Here is an 18012-nt window from a genome sequence, read left to right as displayed (position 1 = left end):
ATTACCACTCCCCCTCTAAGTAAAAAGTGCGCTGATGCTGGCCCTGAGCCAGAGTCAGACGGTTGTGTTGTAGCTTTACCTCTAAATCGTAAGCATTGGCGTCATTTGGCTGCACACTAAAGCGCTGCTGCGCCCGCTGCAGCCAAATGCGTACCTGCTCCCCACTACGTACCACACTGAGTAACTCCAGCGCCGCTAGCGGATGCTCCGGGACGGGTAAAGCGGACTCCGGAGCCCGGTTGGGCTCATCCAAAGCTGATATTTGTCTACGTAACTGCGCCACTTTTAACTCATGTTGCAATTTCCTGACTTGTGCCGCTGCCCTTAACTCCGCGAGCTCCTCGTTGCGTAGTTCGCTCACATGGCGTAGCTGTTCATGTAATGGTGGCGGTGCTACAACCGCTGGAGTCACCACTGTTTCGCTAAACACCAGTAACCAGATGCTGAATCCAATCATGAGGTACTCTCTCCCTGCGAAATAGGTAAAAGTTGATACAAACGAACCGTCAGTTCCGCCTGCAAGCGACTGCCATTTTGTAGCCGCAGACCGGTAATGCGTAGATTGCGTTGCTGCAGTAATGCTGCCAGACGGGTTAACTCGGTCAGATCAGTGGCCGGCAAGCGCAGCTGCCACTGCTGCCATTGATAGTTAACGTCCTGACCCGGTGCGCCGGCTTGAATGTTTAACGAGGGGAAATAACGGTGACTGTCGTCAAGCCAGCTTAACTTCTCAACGGGCAGGTCTGCAGCTAACAGCTGACTCTCTCGCGCATGGGTTAAGCGCACTTGCTGCCCCTGAACGTGCATTTCCCAGCCTGCCGGCAGCTGCACCGGTAGCTCCTCAGTTCGCCCGTAACCTGGCACCAGGATCGCTTGCAACTGATTGCCCTGTAACTGCGTCGATCGCCATTGCCACCCGGCGAGATGCTGAAAACCGGCCAGTAACTGTGGCAGCTCGTGCAGCAGATCAACAGCAACCCCTGCCGGCGGGTTCAACTTCCGCGCGACCGGCGCCCCCGTTGTCACATGCGTCGCACTCCCCGGCCACGCATACCAACCTATTGCTGCCGCAGCTAACATCAACACCAGGCTCAATGCAAAAACACGCTGTCGTTGCTGCCATGGCGGCGCCTGCTGTATTGATTTTAATTTTGCAGCTTTCGTCGGTTGCAGCTCTTTCATGGTGCATTGTTCAAATAACAAGCGCCACTGACAAAGATGCTGTTCACATAAGCGTACCACCTCTTCTGGTAATGACTTTGCCAGCAGTGCCGAGGGCCGACCATTACCATTATCAGAGACGCGTTGCAGCAGTAATTCAAGATGATGCAGCCCGTCAGCATCGTGCTGACAGGCAACACAATGCTGTAAACGTTGCCCCTGCCACGCCACGCAAACGATTTGTCCCTGCCAGAGCGCCAGGTAAATACCCTGATACAATTTGGCAAAGGTACGGCGGACGGTAAGAGCCAAATCGAACTGCTGGCTCAGAGTTGTGTCAGCACTACATACCAACCAGTACCACTTGCCTTGCCGTGTCAGGGCATAATTCTGGAAACCCCGCTCGCGCGCCTGCCGCAGATAAAGATCGATGTCTCGTGTGGCACGACTTTGTTGACGCCATCCATTTACCAGCCAGAAGTCACTCATGGTTTTACTCCACGACTAACAATGGTGGGCGTTAACAATACTAAGGTTTCACTTTGCTGTTGTTGCTGCAGTTGCTTTCCGCCCAGTAGGAAACTTAGCCAGCTTTTTTGCTCAGTAAGTTGCTGACGATCGTTACGTAAACCGGAGAGCAGAAGTGTTTGCCCATCGCCCACCACAGCCTGCATAAAGAACTGTTTACGGTTGGTGTGGGGTGTCTGAATAAGCTGCTCGCCTGAGCGAACCTCATCAATCCGCAGCAAGTCAGACAATTCGGTGGAGAGCTGCAAAATGACTTCGTTGTCACGAATACTGGGCAAAACATAGAGCTCAAACCCTGTCGTCACCAATCCTGGCTGTAGATTTGTCGTCGCCCCGACATTCACCGTGCTGGTGGTGCTAGCGGCAGCCAGGTAGGTGGCGTTATCCTGCAGTGCGATTTTCGCCACCTGATTATTTAAGCTCAGCAACCGCGGCTGATTATTTATGCGCACCAAACCTTGTTGCTGCAACGCCTCAATAAAGAGTTCTGAGCCCGCAGTGCGTCCACTTTGACGCTGCCAGAACAACTGTCCGCCCAATTCACCACTGAGCTCACCGAGTGCTCCACTACCAAGTCCCAGCACCGCATTGCCGCCAGCCGTTTGTGCCAATGCCTGCCAATCGACAGCAAGTTGGTCATCATCACTGAAACTTACTTCGATAATTTGTACTTCGATAGCGACTTGCCGGGTAAGTCGCTCGTTCTGCTGACGCAAATAGTTTTCTATCTGCGTTACATGCTGGGGGCGGTCTTTGACTAACACAGAGGTTGAGCTTTGATTGATGCTGAGCTCCCCCTGCTCAGACAACAACATTGTCAACGCCCGTTCCAGGTCCTGCCATACGCTTGTGGCAGAGTCACTGAAGTTACTGAATTGATCGCTACCAGCCACCGCAGCCGAAAGGGTAGAGCCCGGCGCCATGTTTTGCTGTTGGCCACTTTGTTTCAGCTCCTTATTCCCCATAAAGAATTCCGTTGCGCCAGCAATAAAAGCGACATCGAATTCCGCTGTGCGCCAGCGATTCCAGCTAACCCTGTTTGCTTCCACTTCATAATGCCAACCGGTGTGATCCGCCAGCCGCTGCAATAACTCACCCAGATTCCCGGTAAAGCGCAGATTCACCGGAAATTGTTTCAATTCTGCCTGACTAAACCACAGGCTTACCGGCTGATCAGCGAACACATCGGTAAGTAGTTCGGCAAAAGAAATTCCCGAAGCATCCACCCTGATCGGCTTAGTGTACCAATCCGGCAAGCTGGCAAGATCAGCAGCAGGTAATGGCACGTAAAGCTCTGCTGAACGGGTAATGGTCGCATCGGCAGAAGAACGCAATGGCGTAGATTCAAGTGCTGCCAGTTCTGCTAATGCCCGCGCTTTGTGCTGCTGCAGCGGACTTTTCCCCGGCGCGCTACTGCAACCCGCAGTTACCCCGACACTGAGTAGCAGACCAGCGATGGCAAGCAGCTTCATTGCGTTGCTCCTGCGGCCGAGCTCACCACTGCTGAGTGATTAGCATAGAGAGTCAGTTGCAGTTGATAAGGTCGCAACACCTGTTCCAGCGCCGTCTCCCAGTTAGCTGCGGTGAAGGTATAGTCGGTCGACCAGCGATAATGGGGTGAGGCTCGCCAATCCAGTTGGCGAATTGCAAAATGTTGTTGTAACAGATCTTCGATTTGCGGGCGCAATAAACCAGCGGTAAGACTGAGTTCAACGCGCTCCGCAGGTGGAGTTTCTGATGTGGGTGTACTGGCTTCAAACGCAAACGGCTGACAGCTTTGTTGCGCCTCGACTGGCGCCGTCAACAAGCAGCTTAAAACGATGCTGCTTGCGACGAAACGCCATTGGACAGGTGTCCAGGTTGATTGCATAAGCATACGACCTCCGTGTCATAAAAGCATCGCCGTCCTTGACGATGTCTAGCAACTTTAGTCGCTGGAGTGAAGTGCTACAAGCGTTCAAAAGCGCAACTTTGAACGAATTATTTCTTACGTTTTTTAGTTTCCTTCTCGACCCACTCACCATCACGGTAATAGGCCTGCCAGCCCGTAGGTTTACCGTTTTCTTCGGTGATCACGTACTGTTCTTTCTGTTTTCTGCTATACCGAACAATAGCATCATTGCCGGCACTATCCTGGGTCGGCGCTTCCGCGAGATAATGGAATTTTTTCGGGATCCGATCTTTAAAGCGTTTAAGCTCAGCCACCTTAACCGCACGCGTCTCACGCGACTTGGGGAAGGTGTTGGCAGATAAGAACACACCCGAAGCGCCATCGCGTAGCACGAAATAAGCATTGGAGTCTTCGCAAGGGAGCTCAGGGAAAGGTACCGGATCTTCTTTTGGTGGCGCCGGCTGCCCGTTTTTCAACAATTTACGGGTATTCTTACAGTCGTCATTGGTGCAATCGAAATACTTACCAAAGCGTCCGGTTTTCAGCTGCATATCACTGCCACAGCGGTCACATTCAAGTACCGGGCCGTCATAACCTTTAATTCTGAACTCACCAAATTCAACCAGCTGTCCCGGACAGGCCGGATTGTTACCGCAGACGTGTAGCTTACGCTCTTTATCAATCAGGTAACTGTCCATGGCTGTACCGCATTCCGGACAACGCTTTTTCGCCCGCAAAGCTTCTGTTTCAGCTTCATCGTCGTCGCTGACTTTGACAGCTTCTTCGCCGGGCAGCAAATTAATGGTCTGGGTGCAGCGTTCTTTCGCCGGAAGTTCGTAGCCTGAGCAGCCGAGGAACACGCCCGTTGACGCGGTGCGAATGCCCATTTTCCGTCCACATTTCGGGCAGTCAATATCCGTCAGCACCATCTCATTGCCGCGCATTCCTCCCTCTTCTGGTGGCATTTCAGCTTGTTCCAGCTTCTTCGAAAACTCGGCGTAAAAGGCATCAAGCGTTTCTTTCCAGTCGCGCTTGCCCTCAGCGATATCATCCAGTGCCTGTTCCATCTCCGCAGTAAAATTGTAATTAAGCAGACGAGAAAAGTTTTGCACCAGGCGATCATTGACGATTTCGCCCATTTTTTCTGCGTAGAACCGGCGATTGTCGACGCGTACATACCCACGATCCTGAATGGTCGAAATGATCGAGGCATAAGTTGAAGGTCGGCCGATGCCGCGCTTTTCCAGCTCTTTTACCAGCGAAGCTTCGCTGAAACGTGCTGGCGGCTTAGTGAAGTGCTGTTGTGGATCCAGGCTTTGCAAGGCCAGGGACTCACCTTTTTTAACGTCTGGCAGCGTCGCATCTTCAGCACTTTTCGAACCCGCTGGTGGTTGCACCTTAGTCCAACCCGCAAAACGCATAACCCGACCGCGCGCCTTCAATTCATAGTCGCCGGCACCCACAGTAATGGTTGTGGCATCGTAACGTGCAGGCGTCATCTGACACGCCACAAACTGGCGCCAAATCAACTCATATAAACGTTGTGCGTCGCGCTCCATATCTTTGAGCTGTTCCGACTTCACCTTCACACTCGACGGACGGATAGCCTCGTGTGCTTCCTGAGCATTTTGTTTTGCCCCGTAGACGTTAGGTTTTTCCGGCAAGTACTCCTTACCAAACTGCTTCGTCACATAATCGCGGCAACTTGCCACAGCTTCACCGCTCAAGTTAGTCGAGTCCGTACGCATGTAGGTAATGTGACCGGCTTCATACAAGCGTTGCGCAAGCATCATAGTCTTCTTCACGCCAAAACCAAGGCGTGTACTGGCTGCCTGCTGCAACGTCGACGTGATAAATGGTGCAGAAGGTCGGCTGCTGGTCGGCTTGTCTTCCCGGTCCAGGACTTTGAAATCTGCCCGTTGCAGCGCATCAACTGCTTTTTGCGCTTGCTCTTGGTCTGTTGCTTTAAAGGTTTTACCCAGATATTTTGCCAGCTGAACGCGCAGGTCCTGCTTTTGTTCCGTGTTTAAGTCGGCATAAATATCCCAGTACTCTTCTGGTACAAAGGCTTTAATTTCACGTTCGCGTTCAACTACCAGGCGAACTGCAACGGATTGTACCCGTCCTGCCGACAGCCCGCGGGCAATCTTCTTCCAGAGCAGTGGTGATACCATAAAGCCGACCACGCGATCGAGAAAGCGGCGGGTCTGTTGGGCATTTACCCGATCGATATTCAAATGAGCTGGCTGTGAAAACGCTTCCTGAATTGCATTCTTGGTGATTTCGTTAAACACCACCCGACGGAATCTGTCACTGTCACCGCCGATAAGTTCGCGTAAATGCCAGGCAATAGCTTCCCCTTCGCGGTCCAAATCCGTTGCGAGATAGATGGCATCCGCCTTACTGGCCAATTTTTGTAGCTCATTCACTACTTTTTCTTTGCCTGGTAACACTTCGTACTGTGCGTCCCAGCCGTGTTCAGGATCAACACCCATGCGTGCCACGAGTTTGCGAAATTCACGTTGCTGCCGATAGGCCTCTTTCTTCTCCGGCGACATTTTGCGTACTTCTGCCGGAGATTTTTTTGCAACCTCAGTTGTCGCTCGTGTCGGAAGATCGCGTACATGACCGACACTCGATTTCACCACGAAATCGTTACCTAAATATTTATTTATGGTCTTCGCCTTGGCTGGCGACTCGACAATAACTAGCGATTTTGCCATTCGTCTTTTTGCAACCTAATGATGGGGTTCTTTTTTAGATATATCGTTTATGCACAGCCGAAACAACCATGCTGAGCAAAATTCATAAAAATTCGTCAAATGCTTATAGCCATGCAAGTGTATCTCGGATCACCTCGAATGGCGCGGCGTTGGCCAAGATCAGTGCTTACACAACTGCCGACATGTGCGTATAATAGCTGTTGTTAATTTGCTTGCAACTGCAATGGAGGAATTCGTGAGCGCTCAGCATTTTGAAGTCAACTTCGATGGTTTAGTCGGCCCCACTCATAATTACGCGGGATTATCTTTTGGTAATGTGGCGTCACTCTCCAATGCAAAAGCATCTTCGAGTCCACGTTCGGCTGCCAAACAAGGCCTGGCCAAAATGAAAGCCCTGCACGATATGGGCATGGTTCAGGGGGTCTTTGCGCCCCATGAGCGGCCAGATATTGCTACCTTACGGCGACTGGGGTTTAACGGTACTGATGGCGAAGTACTGCAGCAGGCAGCGACGCAGGCACCACAGATTTATCAGGCAGTCTGCTCCGCTTCAAGTATGTGGACCGCCAATGCCGCAACAGTCTCGCCCGGCGCAGATACAGCTGATGGCAAAGTCCATTTCACTTCAGCCAACCTGACCAACAAATTTCATCGCTCGCTGGAACCTATGACCAGCAGTCGGATTCTTCAGGCGATGTTCGCTAACTCCCGCTATTTTGAGCATCACCCGCACTTACCGGACAATGAACATTTTGGTGATGAAGGCGCAGCAAACCACACTCGCTTGTGTAACAACTATGGTCATGCCGGCGTTGAGATTTTCACTTTTGGTCGCTATGCCTTTGACAGCAGCAAGCCCGCACCGACAAAATTTCCAGCGCGGCAAACCTTTGAGGCTTCTCAGGCGATCGCTCGCTTGCATGGGTTAAGTGATGAAAACACTGTTTATATCCAGCAGAATCCCGCTGTCATTGATCAGGGTGTGTTTCACAATGATGTCATTGCAGTGGGCAACCAGAATGTGCTGTTTTATCACGAGCAGGCATTTCTCGATACCGACGCCAAGCTGGCGGAAATTCAACAAAAGTTTGGTGATGAAAAGATACACTTTATCGCTGTGAAAACCAGTGAAGTGTCAGTTGCCGATGCGGTTCAGACCTACTTATTTAACACACAGCTGTTGACCATGCCTGACGGCACTATGGCCATTATTGCACCGACCGAGTGTCAGGAAAACCCGCGTGTAGCAGCCTACCTGGAAGACTTAGTACAACGCGACACGCCAATTAAACGTGTTCACTACTTTGACGTAAAACAAAGTATGCGCAACGGTGGCGGCCCAGCGTGTCTGCGTCTGCGGGTCGCATTGAATGAGGACGAGTTGGCCGCGGTGAATCCTGCGGTCATTATGAACGACCGTTTATTCGCCCGACTCAATCAATGGGTTGATAAGCATTATCGTGAAACCCTCAGTGTTGACGACCTGCGCGACCCACAGTTACTGAAGGAGTCACGCTCAGCACTTGACGAGCTCACCCAAATCCTCAAACTCGGCTCCGTCTATCCCTTTCAAATCGACTAAAAAAAAAGCCCGCAACCGCGGGCTTTTTTTTACTATCCACTATCTGATAACGACTAACGCTCTAATTGTTTAATCTTCATCATCTTCGTTATGAACTTCAAGATTCGCGTCTTCGGTGTCGCTCTCACTGCTTCGTGCCACATCATTTCGCGCTGCATCCAGGCGATCCAGATAACCCTGATTGATATCGCCAGTAATGTACTCACCGTTAAATACTGAGGTTTCAAACTGGGTAATTGACGGGTTTTCTTCCTGTACCGCAGCAATCAAATCGGATAAGTCCTGATAGATAAGCCCATCCGCTTTAATTAACGCGTTGATTTCTGACGCCTCGCGACCATGACCAATCAACTCATTGGCACTTGGCATATCGATACCATAAACGTTGGGAAAGCGAATCTCTGGCGCGGCAGAAGCAAAGTAAACTTTTTTCGCACCGGCTTCACGGGCCATCTCAATAATTTGCTCTGAGGTGGTGCCACGGACGATGGAATCATCCACCAGCAATACATTCTTACCGCGGAATTCTGCGCCAATGGCGTTCAGCTTACGACGTACCGATTTGCGCCGTAACGTTTGTCCCGGCATGATAAACGTACGCCCGATGTAGCGATTTTTGACAAAACCCTGGCGGTAAGGAAGCTCCAGCACATTGGCCATCTCTAATGCGATATCACAACTGGTTTCCGGGATCGGAATCACCACATCGATATCCAGATCGGCGTAATCGCGTTTGATCTTTTCACCCAGTTTACGGCCCATATTTACACGTGACGCATAAACTGAAATTTTGTCGATAAAAGAGTCTGGCCGGGCAAAATAAACATACTCAAAAATACACGGACAGTGTTGTGGATTATCCGCGCACTGACGTGAGAAGAGTTCACCTTCTTCGGTGATATAAATAGCTTCACCTGGCTCAACATCACGCATATATTTAAAGCCGGTACCATCAATCGCAACGCTTTCTGAAGCAACGATGTACTCGTTACCATTTGCTGTTTCACGCTGCCCCAACACCAACGGCCGAATGCCCCATGGGTCGCGGAATGCGACGATACCGTGCCCAATAATCATGGCCACCACAGCATAAGCACCTTTGATCTGGCGATGCACGCGACTTACTGTGGCGAACACGTCGTCAGGGGTAAGCTTTAAGCTCTGTTGCTGATAAACTTCATGGGCCAGGATGTTCAGTAATATCTCGGAATCTGAGGTGGTGTTGATGTGCCGACGCGCCTTGGCAAACAATTGCTCCTGCAACTCCTCAGCATTGGTCAGATTGCCATTGTGCGCTATAGCAATGCCAAAGGGAGAATTCACGTAGAACGGCTGTGCCTCAGCTGAGCTGGAACTACCAGCAGTTGGATAACGCACATGACCGATACCAATACGGCCTGCCAAACGGTGCATGTGCCGTGTACGGAATACATCGCGCACTAAGCCGTTGGCCTTACGCAAACGCAATGTATTATTATGCACGGTCATTACTCCGGCAGCGTCTTGGCCGCGATGCTGTAGCATCGTCAGACTATCATACAACGCCTGATTGACCGGATCTTTACCCACTATACCCACAATGCCACACATGCTACGACAACCTCATTTGCTTAGTTGGGGAGAAAACTTGAAGTTTGCTCAAAATACTCAAAAAACCATTGGATGAAGATACCGAAATGCGGTATCAATCTGGATTGTTGCCACCACTCAGCGTCTGCCAGTGCAGTAAAACTATCCATAAAGAACAATAAAGCGCTAACGATTAATACTCCGCGCAAGGCACCAAAAATTCCACCGAGCAAACGGTCGGTGCCTGTCAATCCGGTTCTATGGACAAGTTGACCGAGGACGTAGTTCACTACCGCGCCAACAATAAGAGTACTAACAAAGAGTGCTAACGCGGCAACGGCGTTACGCACCATAGGATCATCAAGACGGGTGAACCAACTGGCAAGATCTTGGTAATACCAGCTGGCGATAAAAAACGCAGCCACCCAGACAGCAAGCGACATGGCTTCTTTGACGAAGCCGCGCACCAGGCTGACCAGTGTCGACAGCGAAATTACAATTAAAATGGCATAATCAATCCAGACCATAAGGGTTATCCCAAGGCTGTTGAAGACGCGCGAAGTTTACCAGAAATCAGTAAGAAAAACGTCACTTTTTATTCAGCTTTACGGTTCGAAGCGCACCACCCGACCATTCAGCCCTGTGAGTTCTTTAAGCTCTGGAAGTTGTTGTTCTAATTCTGCCTGCGTAAGAGCCGGCCCAACGAATAACCGAATCAGCGTTTTTCCGTTAACCTGTGTTGCTTCCCGGTAAGCAGCAAAACCTTGCTGCTGCAGTTGTTGCATCAGTTTATCCACTGAATCCGCGTTACTGAAGGCGCCCAGCTGAATCACCCAGCCTGGTTCCTGGAGTGTTGCTGGGGCAGGATCAGGAACGGTGGGCGCAGGCTCCGACTGGCTTTCATTACCCGCAGCGGCGGCCGTTTCGTCAAGATCTGGCGCTGCTTCGGCAGTTAGCGTAATTTCGTCATCGCTAGCTTGCTCAACGTTAATTGCTGTTCCCTCAAGCTCGTTCGCTGGCAGCGTCACTTGTTGTTCAACTACATCTGCTTCCGGCTGCAATGGCATAGCTTCGAAATCCTGCTCCTGGCGCATCTGCTTGCCATCCAGTAGCTCCGGTAAAATAATGACCGCTAACGCGATCAAAATAATACTGCCAACGATTCGATTTTGTAATTGCGATGCCATGCTTACTCCGCTTCAGGGATTTTAGCCACAGTGTAGAACGAGCCGCACACCAATACTAGTGGTTGCTCACCACAATCGCGCGCGTCACTGCAGGCGGCGGTAAATGCCTGAGTTACATCGCTGAACTGTGTCAGCGGCCGTTGTTTTGCTGTCGTACTCAGTGCATCAGCAAGTTCCGCGGCAGAAGCTCCCCGTATGCCTTCCAGATCAGCAAGATACCAAGCGTCCACCACAGGCTCAAGCGCGGCTAAGGTGCCCGCAATATCCTTATCTTTAAGCATTCCCACCACAGCATACACCGACCGCTTGGGGAAACGCCGTTGTACATAGTCACGAAGAAACGCCGCGGCGTGCGGGTTATGTGCAACATCCAATAAATAATCCGGATTGCCGGCCATCAATTGTAAGCGCCCACTTTCACGCGCTTTGCTGAGACCTTGGCGAATCGCTTGCTCAGTCACCGGTAATGCAAGTAACTCCAACGCCATTAAAGCTGTCGCGGCATTCGGCAACGGCAACTGTGGCATTGGCAAATCACGCAATTCACTTTCCCGGCCAGTAAAATGCCAGTGCTGTTCATCGGTGACACGATAGTTAAATTCTTTCCCGACCCGGGCAGGAGAAATATTTTTCGCCTTAAGCTCAGCGACTACTTCTGCGGGGAAATCCGGCTCGCCAATAACTGCGCCTTTGCCGGCACGAAATATTCCGGCTTTCTCGCGCGCGATCCCAGTCCGATCCGGTCCAAGAAAATCAACATGATCAATCCCCACCGAGGTAAGAATACCGACATCGGCATCGATACAATTTACCGCATCTAACCGGCCACCTAAGCCAACCTCGAGAATCCAGACATCCAGCGGCAACTGCTGCATCAGCCAAAACGCTGCCAGGCTACCAAATTCAAAGTAGGTTAATGAGGTATCGCCCCGGGCGGCTTCGACCGCAGCAAAGGCTTGTACGTGCAGCGCAGCAGGTTGCTGTTTGCCGTCGATACGAACGCGCTCTTCATACACCCGCAGATGAGGAGAGATATAGACCCCGGTACGGTAACCTGACGCCTGCAGAATAGTTTCCAGGTAACGTACCGTAGAGCCTTTACCGTTGGTGCCGGCAACGGTAATCACCTGAGCTTTACCGGGATTGATCTCCAGCCGTTGCGCGACCTGCGCTACGCGCTCCAGACCAAGGTCGATAGTGCTGGGATGAAGGGCTTCTAAATAGGACAGCCAGGCATCTAGCCCGGCTGTGGATAAGGGTGCGGTTAACGGCTTGTTCATACGTCAGCTTAATATTCGTCAGCCACCGGTGCATGGTGCTGGAATTTCGCCAATAAAGACGCAACCCGATTACGCATTTGGCGACGATCAACAATCATGTCAACTGCGCCGTGGTCGAGCAGAAACTCAGCTCGCTGGAAACCTTCTGGTAAAGTTTCCCGAACCGTTTGCTGGATAACCCGTGGTCCGGCAAAGCCAATCAAAGCTTTAGGTTCAGCAATGTTGACGTCTCCCAGCATGGCTAAACTTGCTGACACACCACCCATGGTCGGGTCGGTCAGCACTGAAATAAATGGCAGTCCCTCTTCACTCATGCGAGCCAATGCTGCTGAGGTCTTAGCCATTTGCATCAATGACATCAGTGCCTCCTGCATACGCGCACCGCCCGATGCTGCAAAGCAAACGAGCGGAATTCGCTCACGCAAGCAGACTTCAGCGGCTTTCACAAAGCGCGCCCCGACTACAGAAGCCATAGATCCGCCCATAAACTCGAACTCGAACGCCACAGCGACAACAGGCATTCCTTTCAGTTTACCTTTTTGCGCTACCAGGGCATCTTTCTCGCCGGTGGCTTTTTGGGCTGCGGCAATACGATCTTTGTATTTCTTCGAATCGCGAAATTTCAGAATATCTTTTGGTTCGAGCTCAGCACCGATCTCACTGCCGCTGCCGTTATCTAAGAAACTGTCTAACCGGCGCCGTGCCGACATCCGCATGTGATGATCGCATTTAGTACATACATGCAGGTTGCGCTCAAGATCAGCACTGTAGATGATGGCATCGCAACTACTGCATTTCGCCCAAACTCCCTCGGGAATATTGCGACGTTTACCGCTTTTTGGCTTTGCAAGAATTCGCTCAATCCAGCTCATATCGTTTCATTCATCTCAATTGGTGATAGTGGCAAATTGCCTAAACTCCCCGTATTAAAGCACATTCTGCACTGACCTTGCAGTAAAAAGTGGTCTTATTAGTCAGCTCACGGGGGTGCTTTCAGGCAGCCAGAGGGGGCCCGCAGCAAGCTTTGGCAAAGCAAACTCGGCCGGATAGTCGACCTGGACTAAATAGAGCCCTTCAGCCTTTGCCGTCGCCGCTGCAAGCGTTCGATCCCGTTGTGCCAACAGCTGCGCCGGCCATTCTAATGGCTGCTCGCCTTTTCCGACTTCCAACAGAGTACCGACAATATTGCGTACCATGTGATGTAAAAATGCGTTAGCGGCAATATCAATCACCACAAAATTACCGTGACGACTGACCTGAATATGGGTCACGCAGCGGTTGGCTGAATGGGACTGGCACTGGGCAGCGCGAAAAGCGCTGAAATCATGTTCTCCGAGCAACGCTTGTGCAGCCTGGTGCATGTGCTCGACATTCAAATCGAAGTGATAATGGCTTACGCCGCGTCCCAATATCGCCGGGCGCAATCTGGTATTGCAAATGACATAACGGTAACGGCGACCGGTCGCGCTGAATCTGGCGCTGAAATCAGCCGGCACCTCACGTACCCAACGCACCGCAACATCCGCCGGTAAGTTGCTGTTCACACCCATGGTCCAGGCTGGAACCGTGCGTGGCTCGTTGCTGTCGAAATGCACCACCTGCCCTGTCGCATGCACACCGGCGTCGGTGCGACCCGCGCAAACCACTTCCACACTATGGTTCGCAACTTTACTCAGCGCCCGTTCCAGAACCTCTTGTACACAGGTCACTTCCCGTTGCCGTTGCCAGCCATAATAGTTACTACCATCATACTCAATACCGAGCGCAAAGCGCGTACTACTCATCGACCGCCCTGTTCACTTAACTTCTTTAATAATGCAGCAGCTTCTTGCTCTGCCTCTTCGTCACCACAACCCTGGATGCTTTCAAGCAAATTGCGGGCATCGTCCACTTCGCCCATGTCGATATACACTTGCGCCAGATCTAACCGGGCCGCAGGCGATTTGCTTTCATCAAGCATGGCTTCTGTGGATAGGTCATAATCAAGATCCTGAGTATCTTCTCCCGCTAGAGCTTCGTTGATCTTGTCTTTGTCGTACGGATCCTCATGCTCTTCACTGGCCTCGGTATCCGCTTCATCCATCAGGCTTTCAATGGATAAATAATCGTCGTCCTCAGCTGTTGTTTTGCTGCTGTCGCTGGACGTTTCCTGATCTTCGTTAAGGTCAGTTTCGGGGCTTTCGGTTTCAGTACTTTCAGTTTCAGTACGCTCAGTTTCAGCAATGTCATCCTTTGCCGGTACTGGCGTAGTTGTCATATCATCATCTAGTCGCAGCCCACCAAAGGAATCGGCATCCTCGCTGTCGGGTTCGTCAACTACACGATATTCACTGACTTCCTCGGGATCGCGCGTTTCGGCGGGTTTCTCGTCTTCCTCAACACTGGGCTCGAATGCCAGTAGCGCATCGACCTCTTTCGAGATCGGATCGTCATCATCCGTTTCCTCTGCACCCGTCGCACCATCAGACTGTTCGCGTAGATAGGCATCAAGATCGACATCAGTAACCTCAACATCCCGATCCTGAGTGGTCATAGGATCCGTGGCTTGTTCCTGCCAGTCATCCGCTTCCATCGGCGCAGATGTTTGTTCCGCAAATTCCTCGCTGGTGGGATCGACCTGATCATCAGTGATCTCTTCACGAGTCGCCCTGACCAGCTCATCGGTCGCATCCGTAGCTGCCGCATCGCGATGTTCCACTACTTCATTTTGTTCTTCCTGTGCCGCAGCTGCCACCGCTGCCTGCTCAGGATCTTCAGTTTCGGTGCCAATATCTTTCTCTGCCGCGCGCTCCGCCTGTGATTCAGCCATTTCGCGCTCCAGTCGGCGGACATAAGCGAAGTACCACAAGCTACCGAAAACGATAATCAACACCAAGGCCAGTAAGCCAAGATGCAAAGGCTTTAACAGCCAATCCAGCCAGCTTGATTGCTTGCCTGATGACCGCGTCACCGCTGGTTTTGCCTGTTCTGGCTGCGATTCAGCTGCCGGAGTCACTGTTTCCTGACGCTCAGCTACTGCGGTATCCTGTGCGTCCGTAGTAACCTCATCAGTAGCAGCCTCGCTCCCGGTATCCACAGCTGCGCCGGCGTCTGCATCGGTGGTGTCATCAAGTGCAGGGTTACTCTCGCGCGGCTGTTCACCTACCGTAGCTTGGGTAAGTTCTTCAGTACCTTGCTCGTTAATTTGTTGCGCGATGGACTCCATTTCCGCAGAAGCCCGTTGCTCTTCAGCAGCGGCCTGACGCAGCAACTCGAGTTCGCGGGTGACAAGCTCCAAACGTTGCTGTAAATCCGAGTTCTCGGTCTGCAGACTTTCAATTAGATCTATTGATTCAGATAGCTGGCCACGCAGTGCCTGCATCTCTGATACTGAAATGGCAATTTCATTTTCGACTTCAGTGGTATTGACCGCTGCATTTTCACTGCTTGCAGTGTCTGCGAGCGGCGTTTCTTCCGCGCTATCCGTTGTCGTTGCTTCAGCAGTATCATTCGCTTCTGCTACAGCAGCTTTTGGGGTGTCGTTTGCCTGAGCTACGTTACCTACCGGAGGAATGTCGAGATAAAACCCGGTTAACATAAAGTCTGGCCGGTTATCTCTGAACGCGCGCGGATTCTCCGCAACGATGACATCCATCATTTCATAGACACTAACACCGCGTTGGCGACCATAATAGGTGGCGATGCTCCACATCGTGTCAGTTTGCACGATAGGCCCGAATTGATCCGGCTGCCAGCGCGAGGCGCGCGAACTCTGTTGCGCCATGGTAGCAGCTGAAAATGCAACAAATGCTGCCACTATTGCAGCTAAAATAATCCGTGCCATCACGTTTTCGTCCCTTCTAGCTGTTAGTATCGGATGCGAATGAAATCAAAAGCTTATTCAAATATAGTCTTTTATCAAATGTTCGGCAATTTGAATACTGTTGGTTGCTGCGCCTTTTCGCACATTATCTGCAACCACCCATAAATTTAGTCCCTGCGGATGGGAAATATCATTCCGCACGCGGCCAACAAAGACTTCATCATTCCCCGTTGCATGACTTACCTGCGTTGGGTAGTCGTCATTCGCTTCAAACAACACCACGCCCGGCGCCTGACGAAGTAATTCTTTTGCTTGTTCAGCGTCAAGTGGTTGTTGTGTTTCGATATGCACTGCTTCAGCATGACCGAAGAACACTGGCACCCGAACCGCTGTAGCATTCACGCGAATCGAGGGGTCAGCGAAGATTTTCTGGGTCTCCCACACCATTTTCATCTCTTCTTTGGTGTAGTCGTTATCCATGAACACGTCAATTTGGGGTATGCAGTTAAAGGCCATCTGGCGGGCAAAGTAATCACTTTCTAATGGCCGTCCATTCATTAACTGCGCGGTTTGCTGAGCCAACGCATCCATAGCTTCTTTACCAGCGCCCGACACAGACTGGTAGGTGGCAACATTTATTCGCTCAATACCCACCGCGTCATAGATAGGTTTCAGCGCGACCAACATTTGAATTGTTGAACAATTCGGATTGGCAATAATATTGCGGTTACGGAAATCAGCCAGAGCGTGTGCGTTTACTTCTGGCACCACCAGCGGAACATCTTCCTCGTAACGAAATTCCGAAGTATTGTCGATAACGATACAGCCCGCCTCTGCTGCGCGCGGTGCAAAAATTCGTGAAATGCTGCCGCCGGCGGAAAAAAAGCCGAGTTCGACCTGAGTCCAGTCAAAGGTGTCAGCATCAAGCACTTCAATCTCTTCGCCGCGGAACTTAATCATCGAGCCCGCAGAACGACTGCTTGCCAACGGAAATAAGTTTGCCACTGGAAACTTGCGCGCTTCCAATAATTCGATCATGTGCTGTCCGACCAGACCTGTAGCACCGAGAACCGCAACGTTAAATGCTCGAGACATGCTTACCCCTTCAGTTTGTCGTTTGAAATGTGAGTTGGGCGAGTTGTTGTCGCCAGGCCGCCGTATTCGCCCATTGACCTGTGTCCAAGTGTAGCTGATTTAACTCGCTACGTACGGCGTAATTCGCGCGCAGGGCATCGAAGGTTTTAGCGTTACAGGGTGCGGCGCGCAACACCCGATCGTCATTACGAATATCGTAGCAGCGCAAAATCCACTGTGCCAGATCCTGCCAGCGCGGCGGATCCTCCGCCTGTAACCTCTGCGGTTGGCCTTGCGGATAGCGCTGCAACAATTCTGTTAATGTCGGCAATTGTAAGCCGAGCTGCTGATCCGTCAACCATTTCTTCATTAATTGCCAACTGCCGGCAAGTTTACCCGCCAGACTATGCCCGGCGATATGTGGCGTCGCCAGCTTGACCAGAGGTAACAGTTGTGCAGAAATCTGCGGCTCATGCTCCCAGACATCCAGCACAACTTGCAGGTCAGCACCTGCGCTAAGTCGCGCAAGCAGCGCCTGTTCTGCAACGACCGCACCACGGCTGGCATTTATCAGTAAGGTGCCCGGCTGCAGCTGCGCAAGTTCATTTTCAGCAAGCAAATGATATGTCGCATAGGCACCTTGCCGTTGTAGCGGCACATGGCAGCTGATGACGCTGGAATTCAATACCCGCTGCCAATCATCATGAACCTCAACCAACGGCTGCCCGGCTGCGCACAAGGGCGGATCGTAATAATGTACGCTTAAGCCGAGGCCACTTAAGCGCTGCCCAGCGGCACGCCCGGTGTTGCCAGCACCGATGATCGCAACGTCGCCGGCAGGCAAGCCATTGTTCGCCAGAGCAAGCGCTGCGACCGCACTGGCAACATAGTCTCCGACCGCGTTGGCATTCACGCCCGGGGTACTGTGAAAGGTCACTCCCGCTTTAGCGAGCGCCGCCTGATCAACATGATCTGTACCTATGGTGGCACTACCCAGCCACTGCAGTTCGGGCGCCTGAGCCAGGAGCTCCTGGTTAACCTGCGTCACCGAACGAATGAACATAACTTCTGCGCGACTTAACTGTTCAGCATCGGGCTGACGTCCGGTAAAACGCTCCAGGCTTATCGTTCCCGGACACTGATCGTTAACCGCGGCCACTAAAGTGTCGAGTTCTGGCAAATTCACATCGGCAAGTAGGTGCATAGGCTCCATAG

General features: G+C 51.7%; 15 protein-coding genes. 1 reads left to right on the top strand and 14 read right to left on the bottom strand.

From position 1 onward, the window contains the following. Nucleotide 1: 1 nt before the first annotated feature. From CWI69_RS01160 to topA, 5 genes are all read right to left on the bottom strand, one after another. Nucleotides 2-457, bottom strand: coding sequence for a hypothetical protein (locus tag CWI69_RS01160; RefSeq protein WP_126761137.1), 456 nt, complete (start codon nt 455-457; stop codon nt 2-4). Further along, nucleotides 454-1650: a hypothetical protein gene (locus CWI69_RS01155; protein ID WP_126761135.1), complete on the bottom strand. Its 1197-nt coding sequence runs from the start codon at nt 1648-1650 to the stop codon at nt 454-456. The genes CWI69_RS01160 and CWI69_RS01155 overlap by 4 nt, the downstream gene beginning before the upstream one ends. Next, entirely contained in the window at nt 1647-3161 is a 1515-nt protein-coding gene (locus tag CWI69_RS01150) for a hypothetical protein (RefSeq protein WP_126761132.1), read from the bottom strand. The genes CWI69_RS01155 and CWI69_RS01150 overlap by 4 nt, the downstream gene beginning before the upstream one ends. Further along, entirely contained in the window at nt 3158-3559 is a 402-nt protein-coding gene (locus tag CWI69_RS01145) for a hypothetical protein (RefSeq protein ID WP_126761129.1), read from the bottom strand. Before CWI69_RS01145 ends, CWI69_RS01150 begins: the two co-directional genes overlap by 4 nt. 110 nt (nt 3560-3669) lie before the next feature. Next, nucleotides 3670-6303 (bottom strand): type I DNA topoisomerase, encoded by a 2634-nt coding sequence (gene topA / locus CWI69_RS01140; RefSeq protein WP_126761127.1) that lies wholly within the window; start codon nt 6301-6303, stop codon nt 3670-3672. 235 nt (nt 6304-6538) lie between these two features. On the opposite strand from topA, the gene astB reads away from it, so the two are divergent. Further along, nucleotides 6539-7885 (top strand): N-succinylarginine dihydrolase, encoded by a 1347-nt coding sequence (gene astB / locus CWI69_RS01135; RefSeq protein WP_241971011.1) that lies wholly within the window; start codon nt 6539-6541, stop codon nt 7883-7885. 69 nt (nt 7886-7954) lie between these two features. Here the strand turns inward: astB and purF are convergent, their stop codons facing one another. The 9 genes from purF to CWI69_RS01090 form a co-directional block, all read right to left on the bottom strand. Continuing rightward, entirely contained in the window at nt 7955-9475 is a 1521-nt protein-coding gene (gene purF / locus CWI69_RS01130) for an amidophosphoribosyltransferase (protein WP_126761123.1), read from the bottom strand. Nucleotides 9476-9495: 20 nt separating this feature from the next. Beyond that, nucleotides 9496-9981 carry a CvpA family protein gene (locus tag CWI69_RS01125; protein WP_126761121.1) on the bottom strand — a complete coding sequence of 162 codons (486 nt, stop codon included), beginning with the start codon at nt 9979-9981 and terminating at the stop codon, nt 9496-9498. Nucleotides 9982-10059: 78 nt separating this feature from the next. After that, the gene (locus CWI69_RS01120) at nt 10060-10641 is read right to left on the bottom strand and encodes an SPOR domain-containing protein (protein ID WP_126761119.1); all 582 of its coding nucleotides are present in this window, start codon (nt 10639-10641) and stop codon (nt 10060-10062) included. 2 nt (nt 10642-10643) lie between these two features. Next, entirely contained in the window at nt 10644-11921 is a 1278-nt protein-coding gene (gene folC, locus CWI69_RS01115) for a bifunctional tetrahydrofolate synthase/dihydrofolate synthase (RefSeq protein ID WP_126761117.1), read from the bottom strand. A gap of 8 nt (nt 11922-11929) precedes the next feature. After that, nucleotides 11930-12793 carry an acetyl-CoA carboxylase, carboxyltransferase subunit beta gene (gene accD, locus CWI69_RS01110; RefSeq protein ID WP_126761115.1) on the bottom strand — a complete coding sequence of 288 codons (864 nt, stop codon included), beginning with the start codon at nt 12791-12793 and terminating at the stop codon, nt 11930-11932. A 102-nt stretch (nt 12794-12895) separates the two neighbouring features. Then, a complete protein-coding gene (gene truA, locus CWI69_RS01105; protein ID WP_126761113.1) occupies nt 12896-13705 on the bottom strand; it encodes a tRNA pseudouridine(38-40) synthase TruA in 810 nt (269 codons plus the stop codon). Beyond that, the gene (locus CWI69_RS01100; RefSeq protein ID WP_126761111.1) at nt 13702-15744 is read right to left on the bottom strand and encodes a FimV/HubP family polar landmark protein; all 2043 of its coding nucleotides are present in this window, start codon (nt 15742-15744) and stop codon (nt 13702-13704) included. Before CWI69_RS01100 ends, truA begins: the two co-directional genes overlap by 4 nt. A 57-nt stretch (nt 15745-15801) precedes the next feature. Beyond that, entirely contained in the window at nt 15802-16818 is a 1017-nt protein-coding gene (locus CWI69_RS01095) for an aspartate-semialdehyde dehydrogenase (RefSeq protein ID WP_126761109.1), read from the bottom strand. A 10-nt stretch (nt 16819-16828) separates the two neighbouring features. Further along, nucleotides 16829-18001, bottom strand: coding sequence for a 4-phosphoerythronate dehydrogenase (locus CWI69_RS01090; protein ID WP_157984227.1), 1173 nt, complete (start codon nt 17999-18001; stop codon nt 16829-16831). Between the last annotated feature and the right edge of the window lie 11 nt (nt 18002-18012).

It is taken from the genome of Pseudidiomarina halophila (assembly GCF_003987215.1).
Taxonomy (GTDB): Bacteria; Pseudomonadota; Gammaproteobacteria; order Enterobacterales; family Alteromonadaceae; genus Pseudidiomarina; species Pseudidiomarina halophila.
The sequence above is the reverse complement of the archived record's forward strand: the minus strand, read 5'-3'. Positions and strand labels throughout refer to the sequence as shown.